16 protein-coding genes are annotated in these 19,689 nt (G+C 71.7%); 8 read left to right on the forward strand and 8 right to left on the reverse strand.

What is annotated here, in order from left to right; genetic code table 11:
- Window positions 1-29: 29 nt before the first annotated feature.
- A complete protein-coding gene (locus tag AB0C02_RS05355; RefSeq protein ID WP_357541399.1) occupies window positions 30-1,631 on the reverse strand; it encodes an ABC transporter substrate-binding protein in 1,602 nt (533 codons plus the stop codon).
- Between the two features lie 414 nt (window positions 1,632-2,045).
- Between AB0C02_RS05355 and AB0C02_RS05360 the strand changes: the two genes are divergently transcribed.
- Together AB0C02_RS05360 and mdh are read left to right on the forward strand one after the other, a co-directional pair.
- Window positions 2,046-2,909, forward strand: a complete 864-nt coding sequence (locus AB0C02_RS05360) for a bifunctional methylenetetrahydrofolate dehydrogenase/methenyltetrahydrofolate cyclohydrolase (protein WP_357541401.1) — start codon at window positions 2,046-2,048, stop codon at window positions 2,907-2,909.
- Window positions 2,910-3,009: 100 nt separating this feature from the next.
- A complete protein-coding gene (mdh, locus tag AB0C02_RS05365) occupies window positions 3,010-3,960 on the forward strand; it encodes a malate dehydrogenase (protein ID WP_357541403.1) in 951 nt (316 codons plus the stop codon).
- Window positions 3,961-3,988: 28 nt separating this feature from the next.
- On the opposite strand, the gene AB0C02_RS05370 is transcribed toward mdh, so the two are convergent.
- Entirely contained in the window at window positions 3,989-4,780 is a 792-nt protein-coding gene (locus AB0C02_RS05370; protein ID WP_357541405.1) for a TetR/AcrR family transcriptional regulator, read from the reverse strand.
- Between the two features lie 90 nt (window positions 4,781-4,870).
- Between AB0C02_RS05370 and AB0C02_RS05375 the strand changes: the two genes are divergently transcribed.
- The gene (locus tag AB0C02_RS05375) at window positions 4,871-5,278 is read left to right on the forward strand and encodes a VOC family protein (RefSeq protein WP_357541407.1); all 408 of its coding nucleotides are present in this window, start codon (window positions 4,871-4,873) and stop codon (window positions 5,276-5,278) included.
- 111 nt (window positions 5,279-5,389) lie between these two features.
- Window positions 5,390-6,607 (forward strand): NADP-dependent isocitrate dehydrogenase, encoded by a 1,218-nt coding sequence (locus AB0C02_RS05380; RefSeq protein WP_357541409.1) that lies wholly within the window; start codon window positions 5,390-5,392, stop codon window positions 6,605-6,607.
- Window positions 6,608-6,894: 287 nt separating this feature from the next.
- On the opposite strand, the gene galT is transcribed toward AB0C02_RS05380, so the two are convergent.
- From galT to AB0C02_RS05395, 3 genes are all read right to left on the reverse strand, one after another.
- Window positions 6,895-8,013: a galactose-1-phosphate uridylyltransferase gene (gene galT, locus AB0C02_RS05385; protein ID WP_357541411.1), complete on the reverse strand. Its 1,119-nt coding sequence runs from the start codon at window positions 8,011-8,013 to the stop codon at window positions 6,895-6,897.
- Between the two features lie 28 nt (window positions 8,014-8,041).
- Window positions 8,042-9,571 (reverse strand): adenylyl-sulfate kinase, encoded by a 1,530-nt coding sequence (cysC, locus tag AB0C02_RS05390; RefSeq protein ID WP_357541413.1) that lies wholly within the window; start codon window positions 9,569-9,571, stop codon window positions 8,042-8,044.
- 103 nt (window positions 9,572-9,674) lie between these two features.
- Entirely contained in the window at window positions 9,675-11,183 is a 1,509-nt protein-coding gene (locus AB0C02_RS05395; protein WP_357541415.1) for a glycosyltransferase family 2 protein, read from the reverse strand.
- Between the two features lie 274 nt (window positions 11,184-11,457).
- On the opposite strand from AB0C02_RS05395, the gene AB0C02_RS05400 reads away from it, so the two are divergent.
- From AB0C02_RS05400 to AB0C02_RS05415, 4 genes are read left to right on the forward strand one after another with little or no spacing between them, the layout of a single operon-like run.
- Complete coding sequence (locus tag AB0C02_RS05400; RefSeq protein ID WP_357541418.1) at window positions 11,458-12,372, forward strand: ABC transporter ATP-binding protein; 915 nt, start codon at window positions 11,458-11,460, stop codon at window positions 12,370-12,372.
- Window positions 12,365-13,246, forward strand: a complete 882-nt coding sequence (locus AB0C02_RS05405; RefSeq protein ID WP_357541420.1) for an ABC transporter permease — start codon at window positions 12,365-12,367, stop codon at window positions 13,244-13,246. Before AB0C02_RS05400 ends, AB0C02_RS05405 begins: the two co-directional genes overlap by 8 nt.
- On the forward strand, window positions 13,243-14,196 hold the full coding sequence (locus AB0C02_RS05410; protein WP_357541422.1) for an ABC transporter ATP-binding protein: 954 nt from the start codon (window positions 13,243-13,245) through the stop codon (window positions 14,194-14,196). The genes AB0C02_RS05405 and AB0C02_RS05410 overlap by 4 nt, the downstream gene beginning before the upstream one ends.
- 1 nt (window position 14,197) lies before the next feature.
- Entirely contained in the window at window positions 14,198-14,908 is a 711-nt protein-coding gene (locus tag AB0C02_RS05415; protein WP_357541424.1) for an ABC transporter permease, read from the forward strand.
- Window positions 14,909-14,945: 37 nt separating this feature from the next.
- On the opposite strand, the gene valS is transcribed toward AB0C02_RS05415, so the two are convergent.
- The 3 genes from valS to AB0C02_RS05430 form a co-directional block, all read right to left on the reverse strand.
- Window positions 14,946-17,570 (reverse strand): valine--tRNA ligase, encoded by a 2,625-nt coding sequence (gene valS / locus AB0C02_RS05420; protein WP_357541426.1) that lies wholly within the window; start codon window positions 17,568-17,570, stop codon window positions 14,946-14,948.
- Between the two features lie 66 nt (window positions 17,571-17,636).
- Entirely contained in the window at window positions 17,637-18,149 is a 513-nt protein-coding gene (locus AB0C02_RS05425; protein ID WP_357541428.1) for a methylated-DNA--[protein]-cysteine S-methyltransferase, read from the reverse strand.
- Window positions 18,146-19,642, reverse strand: coding sequence for a DNA-3-methyladenine glycosylase 2 family protein (locus AB0C02_RS05430; RefSeq protein ID WP_357541430.1), 1,497 nt, complete (start codon window positions 19,640-19,642; stop codon window positions 18,146-18,148). Before AB0C02_RS05430 ends, AB0C02_RS05425 begins: the two co-directional genes overlap by 4 nt.
- Window positions 19,643-19,689 lie beyond the last annotated feature (47 nt).

Raw genomic sequence — 19,689 nt, forward strand, 5'->3', positions numbered from 1 at the left:
CGTGGGCGGCCCGACCCGTCGGGCGGGTGTTACTTGACGGCCTCGATCTTCAGCAGGTTGACCCGGTCGAAGAGGTCCACCTCGACGTTCTTGACCTTGGTCGAGTAGCCGAAGTTGTTCTGGCCGAACCGGAGCGGGATCACCGGCATGTCCTTGGCCAGGAGGTCCTCCGCCGCCTGGTACTTCTTGATCGCCTCGTCCTCGGTCGGGGCGCTGGCACCCTCGGCGAGGAGCTTGTCGAACTCCGGGTTGCTGTAGCCGTAGTAGTTCGACGAGCCGTTGGTGCTGTACAGCGGGCCGAGGTAGTTCTCCATGGACGGGTAGTCCATGACCCAGCCCATCCGGAACAGGCCGACCGACTGCTTGTCCTTGAGCTTGGTCAGCAGGTCCGCGAACTTCGGCTCGGCGGTGCCGACGCACTCCACGCCCAGGTTGGCCTTGAGCTGGTTGCAGGTGGCGTCGATCCAGTCCTTGTGGCCACCGTCGCCGTTGTAGGACAGCTCGATCTTCTTCGGGCCGCCCGCGGCCTCGTACATGGCCTTGGCCTTGACCGGGTCGAACTCACCGGCCGCGCCGATGGTGTTGTCCCGGTAGCCGGCGACGACCGGCGAGACGAACGAGCGGGCCGGCTGCTGCGAGCCCTTGAAGATCGACTTGGTGATCTCGTCCCGGTCGATCGCCATCGAGATGGCCTTGCGCACCTCGGGGTTGCTGAACTCCTTCTGGTAGGTCGGGAAGGACAGCACCTGGAGCGAGGAGGCCGGGCTCTGCTGGAACCGGTCGCCGAGGTCGGCGGCGGCGGTCGACAGGTTCTCGGTCGGGATCGACTTGATCACGTCGAGGTTGTCCGACAGGACGTCCGCGTACGCGGCGGTCGGCTGCTGGTAGATCCGGAACTCGACGCCGTGCACCTTCGGCTGCTCGCCGGGGAAGGCGTCGTACTTCTCGACCTCGACCTTGGCGTCGTGCTGCCAGGTGCCCTTCATCTTGAACGGGCCCTGGCCGATCGGCGCCTGCTCGTAGCCCTCGGCGAGCACGCCCGGAGCGGAGAAGGCGGCCTTGGGCAGCGGGTAGAAGGCCGTGTAGCCGAGCATGCTCTTGAAGTCGATGTACGGCTGGGAGAGCGTCACGGAGAAGGTCAGGTCGTCGATCTTCTTCAGGCCGCTGAGCGTGTTGGCCTTCGGCTTGTCGCCCTGCATGTCGTCGTAGCCGGCGATCTTCTCGAAGAAGTAGCTGGAATCCTGGCCGTTGGGGGCGTACGCGCCGTAGTTCCAGGCGTCGATGTAGTTGTCGGCCGTGACCGGCTCCCCGTTGTGGAAGGTGTAGCCGGGCTTCAGCTTGATCGTCCAGACCTTGTTGTCCGGCGAGGTCACCGATTCGGCCGCCACCTCGTACGGCAGGTTCGCCTCGTCGTAGCCGATCAGCGGGCTGAACAGCGCGGCCAGCACCTGGGAGCCGCTCGTCTCGGTGACATTGGTCGGCACCAGGTGCTGCGGCTCGGCGATCTCGATCCGCACGGCCGCGTTGGGGTCGCTCTTGCCGCCGCTGCCGCCGCCCGTGCCGCAGGCCACCAGGCCCAGGGTCACCGCGAGCGGGAGAGCGGTCCAGGCGGCGAGCCTACGAACACGCATTGAGTCTCCTCATCTCCTCACGCTGCGCAGTCAGGCCCGGCGTTGGGTAACGCTGCGCAACGATCGGCAACGGTAGGTCGTCGCGGGCCGTCTCGGCAACGAGAGTGTTGCGATGTGATAACGGAGCGCACCCCCCGGTCTTGGCGACGCGGCAGGTCTCTGCTATAGGGGTTGGGAAAGAAGAGCTGGTCAATGCCGCTTTTGGGGGCCGCATGTCGCGCCGGGGGCGCACTCTCGATGCCTTCACGGCCTTGCCCGCCGGCTGTCGGCTCCGCCCCGGTTCACTATCCGGTGTCCGTCTCACGGTGTGGCGCGATGCACATTTCGTAACGGTCAGTGACGAACGCCACGTAACGGAGGGTCACGGTTGCCCGTCGGCGGTCGGGCGGCCGTGCGCCGTGAGACGATCCATGCGTGACGGCGATGATCCTGGACGGCAAGGCCACGGCGGCGGAAATCAAGGACGAGCTGCGGACGCGGGTCAAGGCGCTGGCGGAGCGCGGGACCATCCCGGGGCTCGGCACGGTCCTGGTCGGCGCCGACCCGGGCTCGCAGGCGTACGTCAACGGCAAGCACCGCGACTGCGCCGAGGTGGGCATCGCCTCGATCCGCCGCGAGCTGCCCGCCGACGCCACGCAGGAGCAGCTGGACGCCGTCCTCGCCGAGCTGAACGCCGACCCGGCGTGCCACGGCTACATCGTCCAGCTGCCGTTGCCGGCCCACCTGGACACCCAGCGGGCGCTGGAGATGATCGACCCGGCCAAGGACGCCGACGGGCTGCACCCGGTCAACCTGGGCCGGCTGGTGCTCGGCTACGACGGCCCGCTGCCCTGCACCCCGCGTGGCATTGTCGAGCTGCTCCGCCGGCACGACGTCGCGCTGCGCGGCGCCAAGGTGGCGCTGATCGGTCGGGGCAACACCGTCGGTCGCCCGCTCGGCCTGCTACTCACCCGGCGCAGCGAGAACGCGACCGTGACCCTGTGCCACACCGGCACGCTGGACCTCGCCGAGCAGACCCGCGCCGCCGACATCGTCATCGTCGCGGCCGGGGTGCCGGGCCTGCTCACCGCCGAGATGGTCACGCCCGGCGCGACGGTCGTCGACGTCGGCATCACCCGCGTGATCGGCCCGGACGGCAAGGGCCGCTACACCGGCGATGTCGACCCCGAGGTGGCCGAGGTGGCCGGCAAGCTGGTGCCGATGCCGGGCGGCGTCGGCCCCATGACCCGCGCCATGCTCCTCACCAACGTGGTCGAACGGGCTGAGCGGCAGGGGTGACCCACCCAAGCACGTCATAACCGTCCGCCCCTGGCCCGATCGGTGCCAGGATGGCTGATACGGTCCGGAAAACCGACTGGTATCAGGGAGTGGGACGACCATGGGTAAGAAGGTCACTGTCGTCGGGGCCGGCTTCTACGGCTCCACCACCGCGCAGCGCCTGGCCGAGTACGACGTCTTCGACACCGTCGTGATCACCGACATCGTGGAGGGCAAGCCGGCGGGTCTCGCGCTGGACCTCAACCAGTCCCGCGCCGTCGAGGGCTTCGAGACCAAGGTCGTCGGTGTCACCACCGGCCCGAACGGCGAGGGCTACGAGGGCATCGAAGGTTCGGACGTCGTCGTCATCACCGCCGGCCTGCCCCGCAAGCCGGGGATGAGCCGGATGGACCTGCTGGAGACCAACGCCAAGATCGTTCGCCAGGTCTCCGAGAACGTCGCCAAGTACGCCCCGAACGCCGTCGTCATCGTGGTCTCCAACCCGCTCGACGAGATGACCGCGCTGGCCCAGATCGCCACCCAGTTCCCGAAGAACCGGGTGCTCGGCCAGGCCGGCATGCTGGACACCGCCAGGTTCACCAACTTCGTCGCCGAGGCGCTGAACGTGCCGGTGAAGTCGGTGAAGACCCTGACCCTGGGCTCGCACGGCGACACCATGGTCCCGGTCCCCTCGAAGAGCACCGTCGACGGCAAGCCGCTGCGCGAGGCCATGCCGGCCGAGCAGATCGAGGAACTGGTCGTCAAGACCCGCAACGGTGGCGCCGAGGTCGTCGCGCTGCTGAAGACCGGCTCCGCGTACTACGCCCCGTCGGCCGCCGCCGCGCGGATGGCCAAGGCCGTGGCCGAGGACTCCGGCGAGGTCATGCCGGTCTGCGCCTGGGTCGACGGCGAGTACGGCATCTCCGGGGTCTACCTGGGCGTCGAGGCCGCGATCGGCGCCGAGGGCGTCAAGCGGGTCGTCGAGACCGACCTGGACGCCGACGAGCTGGCCAGCCTCAAGGAGGCCGCCGAGGCCGTCCGCGCCAAGCAGTCCGACGTGGCCAACATGTGATTCGCCCCACCGGAAACGCCCCGCGACCTCAGTCGCGGGGTGTTTCCGCATTCCGGGCCCGGGCGGCGTCGACCAGGACGCCCAAACCGTCCAGGACCCGTCGGAGACCGAACTCGTACGCGTGCTCCGGGTCGTAGGCCGCGCCGTGGGCGGCGCCGGCCGCGCTGCCGACCCGGACCGCGGTCGGATATTTCGACTCGTCGAACACCCGGGCCAGCAGCGGACCGTTCGCCGCCCACCACTGCTCCTCGCTCTGTGCGCTGTCCCGCTGGACGGCCCGCGCCTCGGCCGTCGACCGCGCCGCGGCCCGTACGAAGTCGAGCAGATACGTCAGGGACGCGTCGCGTTCCACGTCGTCCAGGTCGGTGTCGTCGAAGGCGCGCAGCTCGTACTCGTACTTCGCCATCAGGCCCGGCCCCAGCGGCGGCCGCACCGTCGCGACCTCGGCCGCCCACGGGTGCGCGGTGAAGAGGTCACGGTTGTCCCGGGCGACGGCCGTCACCCGGGCACGCCAGGATTTCCGGGAGCGGTCCGGCCGGGGCATGTCGGCGTAGAGCCGGTCCAGCATCAGGTCGAGCAGTTCCGCCTTGCCCGGCACGTACGTGTAGAGGGTCATGGGTGCCACGCGGATCGCCTGGGCGACGCGGCGCATCGTGAGCGCGTCGAGCCCTTCGGCGTCCGCCAGTTCGATGGCGGCGCCGACGATCGCGTCTACCGACCGTCCCTGCCGAGGGCCCCGGCGTGGGCCCTCGGCGGGCTGACGCCACAGCAGTTGCAGGGTGCGGGCCGGGTCGCCGGCCCCGCTTCGGTACGTGGGCACGGTGTCATCCTGTCAGGTCAGAAACTCCGTACGGCGTACGTTGTACAATGTACGGAGTGATTGTCCACGACCCGCGCCACGGAGGCTCCCTTGCAGATCACCGCATCGGCCATCTCGCTCAACGTTGACGACGTGTCGGCCTCGGCCGCGTTCGCGCGGCAGCACTTCGGGTTCCAGGAGGAGATGGCCGCCGACGGCTTCGTCTCGCTGGCTCATGAAGGGGTCGGTTTCAACCTGGTCTTCCTGCGTACCGGCCTGGCGATCCTCCAGCCGGAGAGTCTGCGTCACCAGCGTGCCGGCGGGCTCATCGTGGCCTTCGTGGTTGACGACATCGACGATCAGTACGCCCGGATCCAGGCCGCCGGCGTCCCCGTCACGACGGAGATCCAGACCGAACCCTGGGGGGAGCGCTTCTTCCAGATCACCGACCCGAACGGAGTGATCTACCAGTTCGTGCAGTGGGTGCACGCGGCGACGGCGGTGGACCCGGCCGTGTGAGGCCACGGCATCCGGGAAAGGACGCAATCGGAGGCCGGCTGGGGCGCCCCGACCAGTTTCCAGTACGCTCGTACTGCTTGAGTACGTGTCCCCCGAGAGGAGCGCCGGCCGATGGCGAAGATCAAGGTAAACAACCCGGTCGTGGAACTCGACGGCGACGAGATGACCCGGATTATCTGGAAGCAGATCCGGGAGCAGCTGATCCTGCCGTACCTCGACGTCGACCTGCACTACTACGACCTGTCGATCGAGCACCGCGACGCCACCGACGACCAGGTCACCATCGACGCCGCCAACGCCATCAAGGAGCACGGCGTCGGCGTCAAGTGCGCCACCATCACCCCGGACGAGGCCCGGGTGGAGGAGTTCGGCCTGAAGAAGATGTGGCGGTCGCCGAACGGCACCATCCGCAACATCCTCGGCGGCGTCGTCTTCCGCGAGCCGATCATCATGTCGAACGTGCCGCGGCTCGTGCCGGGCTGGACCAAGCCGATCGTCATCGGCCGGCACGCGCACGGCGACCAGTACAAGGCCACCGACTTCGTCGTCCCCGGCCCGGGCACGGTGACCATCACCTACACCCCGGCCGACGGGGGTGCGCCGATGGAGATGGAGGTCGCCAACTTCCCGGGCGGCGGCATCGCCATGGGCATGTACAACTACGACGAGTCGATCCGGGACTTCGCCCGCGCCTCGTTCCGGTACGGCCTGGACCGCAACTACCCGGTCTACCTGTCGACCAAGAACACCATCCTCAAGGCGTACGACGGCCGGTTCAAGGACATCTTCGCCGAGGTGTTCGAGAACGAGTTCAAGGCAGAGTTCGAGGCCGCCGGCATCACCTACGAGCACCGGCTGATCGACGACATGGTCGCCGCCGCGTTGAAGTGGGAGGGCGGCTACGTCTGGGCCTGCAAGAACTACGACGGTGACGTGCAGTCCGACACCGTCGCGCAGGGCTTCGGCTCGCTCGGCCTGATGACCTCGGTGCTGCTCTCCCCGGATGGCCGCACCGTCGAGGCCGAGGCCGCGCACGGCACCGTCACCCGGCACTACCGGCAGTACCAGAAGGGCGAGAAGACCTCGACCAACCCGATCGCGTCGATCTATGCCTGGACCCGGGGCCTGGCCCACCGGGGCAAGCTGGACGGCACCCCGGCGGTCACCGAGTTCGCCAACACCCTGGAGCGGGTCATCATCGACACCGTCGAGGGTGGCCAGATGACCAAGGACCTCGCGCTGCTCATCTCGCGCGACGCCCCGTGGCTGACCACCGACGAGTTCATGGCCGCGCTCGACGGGAACCTGGCCCGCAGGCTCGCCGCCTGATTCCGGGTACGCGTCACGACGGGGCCCGCCGGCCGACGCCGGCGGGCCCCGTCGTCTCTGCCGGCCGGTGTCCGGCGCCGGCCTCCTGCCGGCCGCGTCACCGCAGGTCACGCCCCTCGTTGAGCAGAGTGGACGGGATCCAGTCCCGCCCAGGAAGGTTGACCGCGGTCGCCTCGCGGCACGAGTGCCGATCAGCCAGCCTTCCCGGCTGTCGCGCACAGCCGGCCGTCCCTTCCCTTGCGGGGGGCCCTGTCCCGGGCCCCCCGCGCCCTGTTGCCCAAGGTGTGTCAACCGGGGACCCCTGCTCTACCGGAGGCGTTAAACGGGTGCCCTCCCTTGCGCAGCAGCTCCGCTGCCCGCTCGGGGGCGATGTCGTTGATGAAGACGCCCATGCCGGATTCGGAGCCGGCCAGGTATTTCAGCTTGTCCCGGTCCCGCCGGATGCTGAACAGCTGCACATGCAGATGCCCCAGTTCGCGGTCGACGCGCACCGGTGCCTGGTGCCAGGCGGCGACGTACGGCATCGGCAGATCGAACAGCCCGTCGAAGCGGCGCAGCAGGTCGAGGTAGAGCGGCCCGAAGGCGTCCCGCTCGGCGTCGTCCAGCGCCGGGATGTCCGGCACCGGCCGGTGCGGGGCAACATGCACCTCGAACGGCCACCGGGCGGCCGCCGGCACGTACGCCGTCCAGTGCTCGTTGCTCGCCACCACCCGATCCCCGGCGGCGCGCTCGGCGGCGAGCACGTCCGCGTACAGGTTGCCGCCGCCGGTGCGCTCGGCGTGCCGGCGGGCGGCGGCGAGCATCGTGCGCGTGCGGGGCGTCACGAACGGGTACGCGTAGATCTGGCCGTGCGGGTGGTGCAGGGTCACCCCGATCTCCACACCCCGGTTCTCGAACGGGAAGACCTGCTCCACTCCGGGCAGTTCGCCGAGGGCGCTGGTCCGGTCGGCGAGCGCGTCCAGCACGGTCCGCACCCGCCGTGGGGAGAGGCTGGCGAACGAGGCGTGGTGGTCGTCGGTGAAGCAGACCACCTCGCACCGGCCCTGCCCCGGGCGTATCGGGGTGAACGGGGTGATCCCGACCGGCTCCTCGGCGACCCGCTGGCTCAGCGACGGGAAGCGGTTCTCGAAGACGGCCACGTCGTAGTCGGGGGCGGGGATCTCGCTGAGCCGGCCGTCCCGGGAGGGGCAGAGCGGGCACTGGTCGGCCGGGGGCAGGAAGGTGCGGGTCTGCCGGTGCACCGCCACCGCCACCCACTCGTCGGTCAGCGGATCGTACCGGAGCTGGGACGCCTGCGGTGGCGGGGGCAGCTCGCGCCGGTCCGGCTGGTCGCGTACCGCGTCGTCCCGCTCGTCGAAATAGATCAACTCGCGGCCGTCGGCCAGCTCGACCCGCGTACGCCTCACCGCGCCGCCTCCTCGGTGCCCAGCACGGTCAGGCGGACTGGAGGCGGGACTCCACCCAGCCGGTCTCGGTCAGGTGTTCGATCACCCGCTGGACCGCCTCCTCGACGGTCAGGTCCGTGGTGTCCACCACCAGGTCGGCGTCGGTCGGCTCCTCGTACGGGTCGTCGATGCCGGTCATCCCGGTGATCAGGCCGGCCCGGGCCCGCGCGTACAGGCCCTTGCGGTCACGCTGCTCGCACACCTCGAGCGGGGTCGCGACGTGTACCAGCAGGAAGCCGGCCCCGGCGGCCTGCGCCATCTCCCGGGCGACGGCCCGGGCCGCCGCGTACGGGGCGATCGGGCAGCAGATGCCGACCCCCCGGTGCCGGGCGATCTCGGCGGCCACCCAACCGATCCGGCGCACGTTGGCGTCCCGGTCGGCCTTGCTGAAGCCCAGCCCGGCGGAGAGCTCCCGGCGCACCACGTCACCGTCGAGCAGCGTGATGCTGCGCTCGCCGCCCTCACGTAGCAGGTCGGCCAGGCCGCGGGCGATGGTCGACTTGCCCGAGCCGGACAGCCCGGTCAGGAAGATCACCAGACCGCGATGCCGGCGCGGCGGACGGGCCCGGGCCAGCTCCTTCGCCACCGCCGGCGGGGTGTGCCACTCGGGCAGCGGGAAGCCCCGGTCGAGCAGGTCGTCGATCTCCTCCTGGCTGAGCGCCAACCGCCGGTTGCGCGGTGGGATGTCCTCCCGCCAGCGCCACTGCCCGTCCCGGTTGTCGTACGCCAGCTCGCGCGGCACCAACACCCGCAGCCCGGCACCGGAGATCATCCCCTCGGTGGAGAGCAGGTGGGTCACCCCGTACGCGCCGGCGACCCGGGCCCGCAGCAGCGCGTCGCTGACCTCGTCACGCCGGCGGGCCAGCGGCACCGCCACCAGGGTGGCCGGGGGCATCCGGTCGCGAGCGGCGAACACGGCGCGGACCAGCGCCTCGGACGGCAGCCCGCCGGTGCCCTCGTCGCCCGCCGGGATCATCACCAGCAGGTGCGCGCCCAGGGTGCGGGCGGCGTGCGCGATCTGCGCGAGCTGCGGCCGGTGCAGCGGCCGGTCGGCGAAGACGCCGAGCACCCGGCCCGGTGGCAGCAGCGCCCGAATCTCCTCGGGGCTGCGTCGTAGCCGCTGGAACGGCCCGTGACCGCCGTCGCCGAGCCGGCGTACCGCGCCGCCGACGCCCACCAGCCCCTCGCGGACCGGCCAGACGTCGGTCACGTCCATCGCGGCCACCGGGGCGCCCTCGCCGTCGGTGAGCACCAGCGCCCGGCGCAGCGGGTCCTCCAGCCGCAGCTCGTCGGCGAGTGACGCCGGCACCTGCAGGGTCACCGGCACCGGCCACGGCGTGTCGTCAGCCAGCCGGCCGCGCCGGCCCAGCGCGACCAGGTCGGCGCGGGTCATGAAGCCGGTCAGCGGCGCGTACGCCCCGGTCAGCAGCAATTGCAGATCGGCCAGTTCACCGGTGTGAGGCGCGTACGCCGGCGCGTCGCGCAGCACGTCCTCGGGCAGCACCCACCCGTTGCTCATCGAACCCCCAACTCACGGCCGGCACACAGTTTCTCAGCCGGCTGCCGATCGGTCGAGAGCGCCAACTCCCCCCTCCGGTGCCCCGGCCGACCCCGGCCGGCGGTCACCGTGCCGCAACCGGTTCCCGGGAGGTGGCCGGGCGGGGGATGAGCCGACGGGCCACCCGGCGGAGCCGGGACCAGAGGGTCCGGTTGGTGTTCAGGTGGGGCTTGGCGCCGTCCGTGGCACACCTTACGGGCAGCGCCAGGCTGACGTCCCTCGTCCAGCCCGCGCTGCTCACCCGCGCCCGCAACCGCCAGGTTCCCCGGGTAAGGCCACCGTTCACCGTGGTGAAGTCCACCCTGGCGGTCGCCCGGTAACGGATTTCCAGATGGTCCCCGACGGGCACCCGCTCAACCTCCACGGTGACCGGCAGGAAGATCTCCTCCTGGGTCTCCTTGCGACGGGCGACGAGGTCCACCTTGCCGTGGGTGGCCGCAACCTCGACGCCCGGCGGCGCATCCACCCCGTCCACGGGGAAGATCGGCAGGTCCCGGCCGTCGGCGCCGAACCGCATCGGCTCGTCGCCGACCATCAGTTGGGCGGAGAAGTTCACGGTCAGCTTGCGGCCGCTCACCTTGCGGCGGTGCACGGTGGCTTGCGCGCGTACGCCCGACTCCCACTCGGCCAACCGGCGCAGGTCCGCGACCCGGCCCTGCTCGGCCAGGTACGCGATGGTCCGGAGCAGTGGGGGCAGACCGGCGGCCACGCCCGGGGCCAGGCGGTCCCGCAGGATCTGCTGGATCTCCGCCGCGACCTGGTCAAGCCACGCCGGCGGAGCCTCGGTCAGCCGACTTCCGCGCAGCCGGTCAATCATCTCGTGGCGCAGCCAGCGCCGGTGCACCCGGTCCCGCAGCGGCCCGGGTGGGATGTGCGCGTCGACGATGTCGAGGGCCTCGCGCAGGCCGGCGTAGTACTCCGCCGGGTCCAGCCGGGTGGCCGTCACGTTACCCGCGTCCGTCCGGCGGAAGTGGTGGTAGCAGGTGTAGTCCGACAGCACGCAGGTCCGCTCGGAGAGCAGATAGGCCCGGATCACCATGCGGTGGTCCTCGAGCCGGCGGGGCATCCCCTCCGGAAACCGCAGCTCGTGCTTGTCGAGGAACGACCGCCGGAACAGCTTGTGACAGGTCATGCTGTCGACCAGCGGCGCGTTCGCCAGGGTGGCGTCGAACCGGTTCTGCCGGAACAGCTCGCGGGGCACGGAACGCCCGTGCCCGGCCATCTTGCCCACCACGATGTCGGCGTCGTTCGTCCGGGCGCAGGCGTACAGGCGCTCCAGCGCCTCGTCCGCGAACCAGTCGTCGTCGTCCGCGAAGAAGACGTACTCGCCCCGGGCCTGTCCGACGCCGACGTTGCGGGGGCGGGATGGCCAGCCCGAGTTCTCCAGGTGCAGCACCCGGAAGTGCGGGTGCCGGGCGGCCAGCTCGTCCAGCAGTTGCGGGGTGTCGTCGGTCGAGCCGTCGTCGGCGAAAATCACCTCGAACTCGCCGGGCGGCAGGGACTGGCGCTCCAAGGATGTGACGAGCTGGTCGAGGTGGGGACCACAGTTGTGGGTGGGCACCACCACACTCACCTTGGGACTGTCCGCGCCGATGGCCATGCTCTCTCCGAAAGGATCGGTCGGCGTCCGCCCCGGGCGGGGCACCGGCTCTCGTGCGGACGCCGGTACGACAGGCGAGATTCTAGCCCCGGCGGACCCCTCAGGAGCGCCCGTCGATCAGAAGCCACGAACCACCCCCCGCCAGTTAACCTGGCCGTCACCTTAGGGGCCGGGCCAGCGGAGATCAGGGAATCGCCGGGGTCACAGCGCACCCCGGGAAGTGCCCCGACTGCCTACGCTGGTCGGTGTGACACTGCTCGCGACCGAGTCGCTGACCAAGACGTACGGAGGTCGGGTCACCGCGTTGGCCGACCTCACGGTGTCGGTCGAGCCGGGGATCATCGGGCTGGTCGGCGCCAACGGCGCCGGCAAGTCCACGCTGATCAAGATCCTGCTGGGCCTGCTCGCCCCGACCAGTGGCCGGGTCCGCGTGCTCGGCCTCGACCCCACCACCGACCCGGCGGCGGTCCGCGCCCGGGTCGGCTACATGCCCGAACACGACGCCCTGCCGCCCGACCTGTCCGCCGCCGAGCTGGTCACCCACCTGGGTCGGATCAGCGGGCTGCCGCGTACGGTCGCTCGGGAGCGGGCGTCCGAGGCGCTGCGCCACGTCGGCCTCCACGAGGAGCGCCACCGGGCCGTCGGCGGCTACTCCACCGGCATGAAGCAGCGGGTGAAACTTGCCCAGGCCCTGGTGCACGACCCCGACCTGCTGCTGCTCGACGAGCCCACCAACGGCCTCGACCCGGCCGGCCGGGACGCCATGCTCGCCCTGATCCACCGGATCGGCACCGAGTTCGGCATCTCCGTGCTGGTCTGCTCGCACCTGCTCGGCGAGGTGGAGCGAATCTGCGACACGCTCGTCGCCATCGACGGCGGGCGGCTGTTGCGCGCCGACCGGGTCGCCGCGATGACCTCCGCCACCGACGTGCTCGCCGTCGAGGTGAGCGAGGGTACGGACGAGCTGGCCGCCCGGCTCGCCGCGCTCGACCTGCCGGTGTCCCGGGAGGGGCGGCTGCTGCTCGTCCCGCTCGCCGACGACGCCACCTACGACCTGATCCTCGGCGCGGTCGCCGAGCTGGACCTGCCGCTGCACCGGCTCGACCAGCGGCGGCACCGGGTGGCCGAACTCTTCGCCACGAGGGAGCCCAGCCATGCCTGAGCCGACCGGCGTCATCCACGACATCGGATACCAGCGTTACACCGGCCCCCGGCTGGGCCGCCGGCACGTCTTCGGCGCGCTCTACCTGCACGGCCTGCGGACCGCGTTCGGCCTGGGCCGGTCCGCCAAGGCGAAGATCTTCCCCTGGCTGGTGCTCGGCATCGTGGTGATCGTCGCCGCCGGGGTGACCGCGGTACGCACCCAGACCGGCCAGGTCGTCATGACGTACGCCCAGTTCGCCGACGCGATGAGCTGGCTGGTCATCTTCTTCGTCGCGGTGGTCGGGCCGGAGCTGGTCTCCCGCGACCTACGCAGCGGGGTGCTGCCGCTCTACTTCTCCCGGCCGTTGCCCCGCGGCGACTACGCGCTGGCCAAGCTCGGCGCGCTGGTGACCGCGCTCTGGCTGCTGCTCGGCGCGCCGCAGCTGGTGATGTTCCTCGGCGCCGCGTTCACCACCGAGGACGGGATGCGCGGGGTCTGGGACGAGCTGCTCGACCTGCTGCCCGGCCTGCTCTACGCGGCCCTGTGGGCGGTGGTCTTCGCCTCGGTCGGGCTGCTCATCGCCTCGCTCACCGGCAAGCGGGCGTTCGCCGCCGGCGGCATCGTGGCCGCGTTCCTGATGACCACGCCGATTGTCGGCACCCTGTCGATCATGCCGTCCCGGGCGGTCAACGAGCTGGCGATGCTCGGCTCGCCGTCCACCCTGGTCCAGGCCGTCGGCATCTACACCCTGGGCGACCGGCTGGCCCCCGGCATGGCCACGAACCGCGTGCTCGGCGACTTCGGCCCGGTCTACCTGGCCGCGGCCGTCCTGCTGGTGGCCGGCTGCGTCGCCCTGCTGTTGCTGCGATACCGGAAGGTGGCCGCCCGATGACCACGATCAGCGCGGAGGCGGCGGCCCCGACCACGCCCGCGTCCACCCTCGACCTCGCCGGGGTCTCCCGCTGGTACGGCAACGTGGTGGCGGTCAACGACGTCACCATGCGGCTCGGGCCCGGGGTGACCGGCCTGCTCGGGCCCAACGGCGCCGGCAAGACCACCCTGCTGCACATGATGGCCGGCTTCCTCAGCCCGTCCCGGGGCGCGGTCACCCTCGACGGGGAGTCGACCTGGCGCAACCCGGGCGTCTACCGGCGGCTCGGCCTGGTCAGCGAGCGGGAGGCGGTGCACAGCTTCCTCTCCGCGCACGAGTTCGTGCTGGCCAGCGCGAAGCTGCACCGGCTGCCCGACCCGGAGGCCGCGGCCCGCCGGGCGATCGACCTGGTCGAGATGGCGGACGCGCAGGACCGGCGGATCGGCACCTACTCCAAGGGCATGCGGCAGCGCACCCGGGTGGCGGCCGCGCTGGTCCACGACCCGCAGGTGCTGCTGCTCGACGAGCCGTTCAACGGGATGGACCCGCGGCAGCGGCTGCACATGATGGACCTGCTGCACCGCCTCGGGGACGCCGGCCGGACCATCCTGTTCAGCTCGCACATCCTGGAGGAGGTCGAGCAGGTCTCCGGCACCGTGCAGGTGATGGTCGCCGGTCGGCTGGCCGCCTCCGGCGACTACCGGACCATCCGCCGGCTGATGACCAACCGGCCGCACGTGTTCGCCGTCCGCTCCACCGACGACCGGGCGCTGGCGGTGGCGCTGATGGCCGAGCCGTCGGTGACCGGGGTGGAGTTGGGGCGCACCGAGCTCACCGTCCGGGCCGGTGACTACGGCGCCTTTACCCGGGCGCTGCCGAAGATCGCGCTGGCCCGGGGCATCCGGGTCCGATCGCTGACGCCCGAGGACGAATCGCTGGAGAGCGTCTTCTCCTATCTGGTGGAGGCCTGAGATGTCGACCGTTACCTGGATCACCGCCCGTGGCCTCTTCGGCCGGCGCCGGTTCCTGCTCCTGCTCCCGCTGCCCGCGCTGCTGCTTACGCTCGCGATCGTCTCCCGCGCCCTGGGTGTGCACCCGAGCCAGTGGGGGCCGCCGGTGCTGGTCGGGCTCGGGTTGGCCGTGGTGCTGCCGGTGGTCGCGCTGATCGTCGGCACCGGCGTGCTCGGGGCCGAGATCGACGACGGCACGGTGGTGCACATTCTCACCAAGCCGCTGCCCCGCTGGCAGATCGTGTTGCCGAAGCTCGCGGTGGCCACCGGGGTCAGCGCGGCCACCGTCGCCGTCCCGCTCTACGTCGCGGGCGTGCTCGCCGATTCGGTACGCCTCGGCCTGGCGCTCGCCGCGGCCTCGGCGCTCGGCGCGCTGGCCTACTCGGCGCTGTTCCTGGCGCTCAGCCTGCTGACCCGGCGGCCCGTGCTGCTCGGCCTGGTCTACGTGCTGATCTGGGAGGGCCTGCTCGGCCGGTTCGTGGACGGCACCAAGGTGCTCTCCATCCAGCAGTGGGTGATCGCCCTCGCCGACCGGATGGGCCCCACCGAGTTGCTCGGCACCACGGTCTCGGTCCCGGTCGCCGTGGTCATGACCGTCCTGGTCGCGATCGGCTCCACCGCCCTCGCCATCGACCGCCTCCGCTCCTTCAGCGTCGCCGGCGAAACCAGCTGAGGTAAGGGAGGGGCCCCCGGGGCCCCTCCCTTACACCTCAGAAGGCGCAGGCGATGACGAGTTCGGGGGTGCGGTCGGGGAGCAGGTCGAGCTTGGTGATCCGGCCCGCCGCCCGGACGTCGTCGGCGACCAGGGTGAGCTGGTCGAGCAGGGCCGAGGGGCCGAGCGCCTCGGCCAGCGGCACGTCCGCCTTCATCGACAATTTCCGCTCCGACTTGGCCCGGCGCACCTGGCTCAGCGCGTCGGCGGCCAGCCGCAGCAGTTCCGGGTCACCGGGCCCCTGCACCGCCCGGCCCACCTCGTATGTGGTGGGCCACGGCGCGCGATGCACCGAGCCGTACCGCCACCAGGACCAGACCTCCTCGGTGACGAAGGGCAGCACCGGGGCGAACAGCCGCAACTGCACCGACAGCGCGGTGGCCAGGGCCGCCCGGGCCGAGTCGGCCCCCGACCCGGAGCCGTAGGCGCGCTCCTTCACCAGCTCGATGTAGTCGTCGCAGAACCGCCAGAAGAACGCCTCCGTCGCCATCAGGGCGGCGGTGTGGTCGTACCCGTCGAACGCGGACGTCGCCACCCCGACCACGCCGGAGAGTTCGGCGAGCATGGCGGTGTCCAGCGGCTCGGTCACCGACAGCTCCAGGTCGCGGCGCGGCGTCAGACGCGCCGAGCTGGAGTTGTCGTACGGGGCGCGCAACGCGTCGGCGGCGCCCAGCCCGAGGGCGAACTTCGAGGCGTTGAGCAGTTTCGTGGCGAGCCGTCGCCCCACCTTGATCTGCGCCGGGTCGAAGGAGAGGTCCGTGCCGGGCTTGCCGTTGGCCGCCCAGTAGCGCACCGCGTCCGAGCCGTGCTGCGCCAGCAGGCCCATCGGGGTGACCACGTTTCCCTTGGACTTGGACATCTTCTTCCGGTCCGGGTCGAGGATCCAGCCGGAGAGTTCCACGTCCCGCCAGGGCAGCACCCCGAACTCCAGGTGGGACCGGAGCACGGTGGTGAAGAGCCAGGTGCGGATGATGTCGTGCCCCTGCGGGCGCAGGTCCATCGGGAACACCAGGCGGAACAGCTCCGGGTCGGTCTCCCACCCGCCGACGATCTGCGGGGTCAGCGAGGAGGTGGCCCAGGTGTCCAGCACGTCCGGGTCGCCGACGAACCCGCCCGGCAGCCCGCGCTGCGCCTCCTGGTAGCCCGGCGGCGGCTCGCCGGACGGGTCGACCGGAAGGATCGCCTCGTCGGGTGTGAGAGGGTGGGACCAGTCCGGCTCGCCAGCGTCGTCGAGCCGGTACCACACCGGCACCGGCACGCCGAAGAAGCGCTGCCGGCTGACCAGCCAGTCCCCGGTCAGGCCGCCCACCCAATGCTCGTAGCGGTGCCGCATGTGCTCCGGCACCCAGTGCAGCTCCCGACCCCGGGCGAGCAGATCCTCCCGTAGCCCGGCGTCCCGTCCGCCGTTGCGCAGGTACCACTGCCGGGTCGAGACGATCTCCAGCGGGCGGTCGCCGCGCTCGTAGAACTTCACCGGGTGGGTGATCGGGCGCGGCTCGCCGACCAGGTCGCCGGCGTCGGTCAGCAGCTCGACCACGGTCCGCCGCGCGCCGTTCACGGTCTGCCCGGCGAGCGCGGCGTAGGGTTCCGCGGGCACCCCGGCCGGCGGCTCGGGCAGCAGCCGCCCGTCGCGGCCGATCACCACCCGGGTGTCGAGTTGCAGCTCCCGCCACCAGGTCACGTCGGTCAGGTCGCCGAACGTGCAGACCATCGCGATGCCCGTGCCCTTGGCCGGGTCCGCCAGCGGGTGCGCGCGCACCGGCACCTCCACCCCGAAGACCGGGGTACGCGCCGACGTGCCGACCAGGTCCGCGTACCGCTCGTCGTCGGGGTGGCAGACCAGCGCCACGCAGGCCGGCAGCAGCTCCGGCCGGGTGGTGTCGATCAGCACCTCGCGCCCGCCCGGCCCGTGGAACCGCAGCCGGTGGTACGCGCCGGGGCGCTCCCGGTCCTCCAGCTCGGCCTGGGCCACGGCGGTGGCGAACCCGACGTCCCAGAGCGTCGGCGCCTCCGCCTGGTACGCCTCGCCCCGGGCCACGTTGCGCAGGAACGCCCGCTGGCTGGTTGCCCGGGCCGCCCGCCCGATCGTGGTGTACGTCAACGACCAGTCCACCGACAGCCCGAGCCGCCGCCACAGCGCCTCGAAGACCTGTTCGTCCTCCGCCGTCAGCCGCTCGCACAGCTCGACGAAGTTGCGCCGGGAGATCGGCACCGGGTCCTTCCGCCGTGCCTCGGTCACAGGCGTCGCCGGCGGCACCCAGCCCGGGTCGTACGGCAGGGCCGGATCGCAGCGCACCCCGTACACGTTCTGCACCCGCCGCTCGGTGGGTAGGCCGTTGTCGTCCCAGCCCATCGGGTAGAAGACCGTCCGGCCGCGCATCCGCTGGAACCGGGCGACCGTGTCGGTGTGCGTGTACGAGAAGACGTGTCCCATGTGCAGTTCGCCGGATACGGTCGGCGGCGGGGTGTCGATCGCGTACACGTGCTGACGTTCCCCTGCGCGGGTGCGGTCGAACGCGTACGTCCCGTCCTCCTGCCAGCGACGCGCCCAGGTCTCCTCGATGCCGTCCAGGGACGGACGCTCGGGGACGCCGGTGCGGGCCGTTCTCGCCGTATCGGTCATCGACCGATCGTAGGCAGCGGGTGACCCGGCGGCGACGGGTTTAGCCGTCCCGCGTCGCCGCTCCGGTCAGCCGGTCGGCAACCGCCGCTCATGACCGAGAAGCCACGTCTTCACGTCCAGCCCCCAGCGGTAGCCGCCCAGCGTGCCGTCGGTACGCAGCACCCGGTGACACGGGACGAAGAGGGCGGCGGCGTTGCGGGCGCAGGCCGCCGCGGCGGCGCGTACCGCCGCCGGTCGCCCGGCCAGTGCGGCGAAACCGGTGTACGTCACCGGCTCGCCCGGCTGCACGTCGCGCAGCACCTGCCAGGAGTGGGCCTGAAAGGCGCCGCCGGTGTGCTGCTCCACCGGGATCGCGTCGATCGCGGCCAGGTCACCGTCCAGGTAGGCGCGGACCGCGGCGGTCACCGGGCCGAGTTCCGCCCGGTGTCGCAGGTCGCCGCGCAGGCTCGGATGCGCCAGCGGGACCAGCGCGGCCGGATCGGCGGTGAACCCGGCCGCCCGGACCGCCCCGTCGGGTCCGGTGAGCACGCTCAGCGGGCCGGCGGGGGTGTCGATGATGGTGCTGTCCAGGATGGTCATGCCGCTCTCCAGAGTCTGATCACCGCGTACGACCGCCAGGGGCGCCAGCGGTCCGCGTACGCGTCGAGGGTCTTCGGGTCGCCCGGATGGCCGAGCGCGGCGGCGCCCCGGCGTACGCCCAGGTCGGTGGGGAGGAAGACGTCGGGGTCGCCGAGGGCCCGCATGGCGACGTAGCCGGCGGTCCACGGCCCGATCCCGGGCAGCGCGCTCAACCGCCGTACCGCCTCCTCCCGATCCCCACCCGGCTCCAGGTCCAGGTCGCCGTCCGCCACCGCCCGAGCCACCGCACGAATGGTCTCCCGCCGCGCCCCCGGCATCCGAAACCCCCGTTCCGCTACCCCCAGCACCTCTTCCGCCGTCGGAAACGCCCGCAACCCTCCCCGTTGATCATGAGGTTGGCCGTGATTCGGGAGATCCACTTCGCCGCCAACCTCATGATCAACGGGGGGGTCGAGGGGGGCGGCGGCGGACAGGAGGTGGGTGAGGGTGGTGCGGGCGGATTGGAGGGAGATTTGTTGGGTGGTGATGGCGCGGATGGCCATTTCGAAGCCGTCTACGGCGTGAGGGAGGCGGACGCCCGGTTCCGTCTGGACCGCCGGGGCCAGGGTGGGGTCCTGGGCCAGGGTGGTGTCGATCGCGATGGGGTCGGCGTCCAGGTCGAGCAGGCGCCGGCAGCGGGCCACCGCGGGGGCCAGGTCGCGCATGTCGGCCAGGCGCAGCGTGGCGGCCACGTGCCCGTCAACCGGGGTCAGCGCGACCGTGCCAGCGCCGTGCGGCAGGCGCAACCCCCGGCGGTACGTCCCGTCGCGCACCTCCTCGACCCCCGGCAGCGCCCGGAGGGCGAGGAAGTCCAGCAGCGCCGTCGCGTGCAACGGCGGCCGGTACGCCAGCCGTAGCGTGATCGTGCCCGCCCCGCCGGCCGCCGCCCGCCGCCCACGGGCGATTCGCAGCTCGGACGGCGTCGCCCCGTACACCTCGCGGACCGTGTCGTTGAACTGCCGGACGCTGCCGAAGCCGGCGGCGAACGCGACCTCGGCCAGGCCGAGCCCGGTGGTCTCGATGAGAATCCGGGCGGTCTGGGCGCGCTGGGCCCGGGCCAGGGCCAGCGGCCCGGCGCCCAACTCGGCGCGGAGCATCCGGTGCAGATGCCGCTCCGTGTAGCCGAGCCGGGCCGCCAGCCCCGGCACGCCGTCCCGGTCGACGACCCCGTCCGCGATCAGCCGCATCGCCCGCCCGACCACGTCCGCGCGGACGTCCCACTGCGGCGAGCCCGGGGCGGCGTCGGGGCGGCAGCGGCGGCAGGCCCGCAGCCCCGCGCCCTGTGCCGCGGCTGCGGACGGGAAGAACCGGACGTTCTGCCGCTTCGGCGTCATCGCCGGGCAGGACGGCCGGCAGTAGATCCCCGTCGACGTCACGCCGGTGTAGAACCAGCCGTCGAAGCGCTGGTCACGGCTGTCGACAGCGCGATAGCACCGCTCGAAGTCCAACTCCACGCCACCGATCCTGCCTTGCAGGTCCAGCCCTCGGCTGGCGGGATTCG

The sequence above is a fragment of the Micromonospora sp. NPDC048999 genome (assembly GCF_040649295.1).
Taxonomy (GTDB): domain Bacteria; phylum Actinomycetota; class Actinomycetes; order Mycobacteriales; family Micromonosporaceae; genus Micromonospora.

Bases quoted from the DNA above. Each gene is read 5' to 3' on its own strand.
- cysC (WP_357541413.1), bottom strand. From the start codon at position 9,571: ATGAGCAACGGGTGGGTGCTGCCCGAGGACGTGCTGCGCGACGCGCCG.
- mdh (WP_357541403.1), top strand. From the start codon at position 3,010: ATGGGTAAGAAGGTCACTGTCGTCGGGGCCGGCTTCTACGGCTCCACC.
- AB0C02_RS05405 (WP_357541420.1), top strand. From the start codon at position 12,365: ATGCCTGAGCCGACCGGCGTCATCCACGACATCGGATACCAGCGTTAC.
- AB0C02_RS05425 (WP_357541428.1), bottom strand. From the start codon at position 18,149: ATGACCATCCTGGACAGCACCATCATCGACACCCCCGCCGGCCCGCTG.
- AB0C02_RS05380 (WP_357541409.1), top strand. From the start codon at position 5,390: ATGGCGAAGATCAAGGTAAACAACCCGGTCGTGGAACTCGACGGCGAC.
- AB0C02_RS05355 (WP_357541399.1), bottom strand. From the start codon at position 1,631: ATGCGTGTTCGTAGGCTCGCCGCCTGGACCGCTCTCCCGCTCGCGGTG.
- AB0C02_RS05415 (WP_357541424.1), top strand. From the start codon at position 14,198: ATGTCGACCGTTACCTGGATCACCGCCCGTGGCCTCTTCGGCCGGCGC.
- valS (WP_357541426.1), bottom strand. From the start codon at position 17,570: ATGACCGATACGGCGAGAACGGCCCGCACCGGCGTCCCCGAGCGTCCG.
- AB0C02_RS05410 (WP_357541422.1), top strand. From the start codon at position 13,243: ATGACCACGATCAGCGCGGAGGCGGCGGCCCCGACCACGCCCGCGTCC.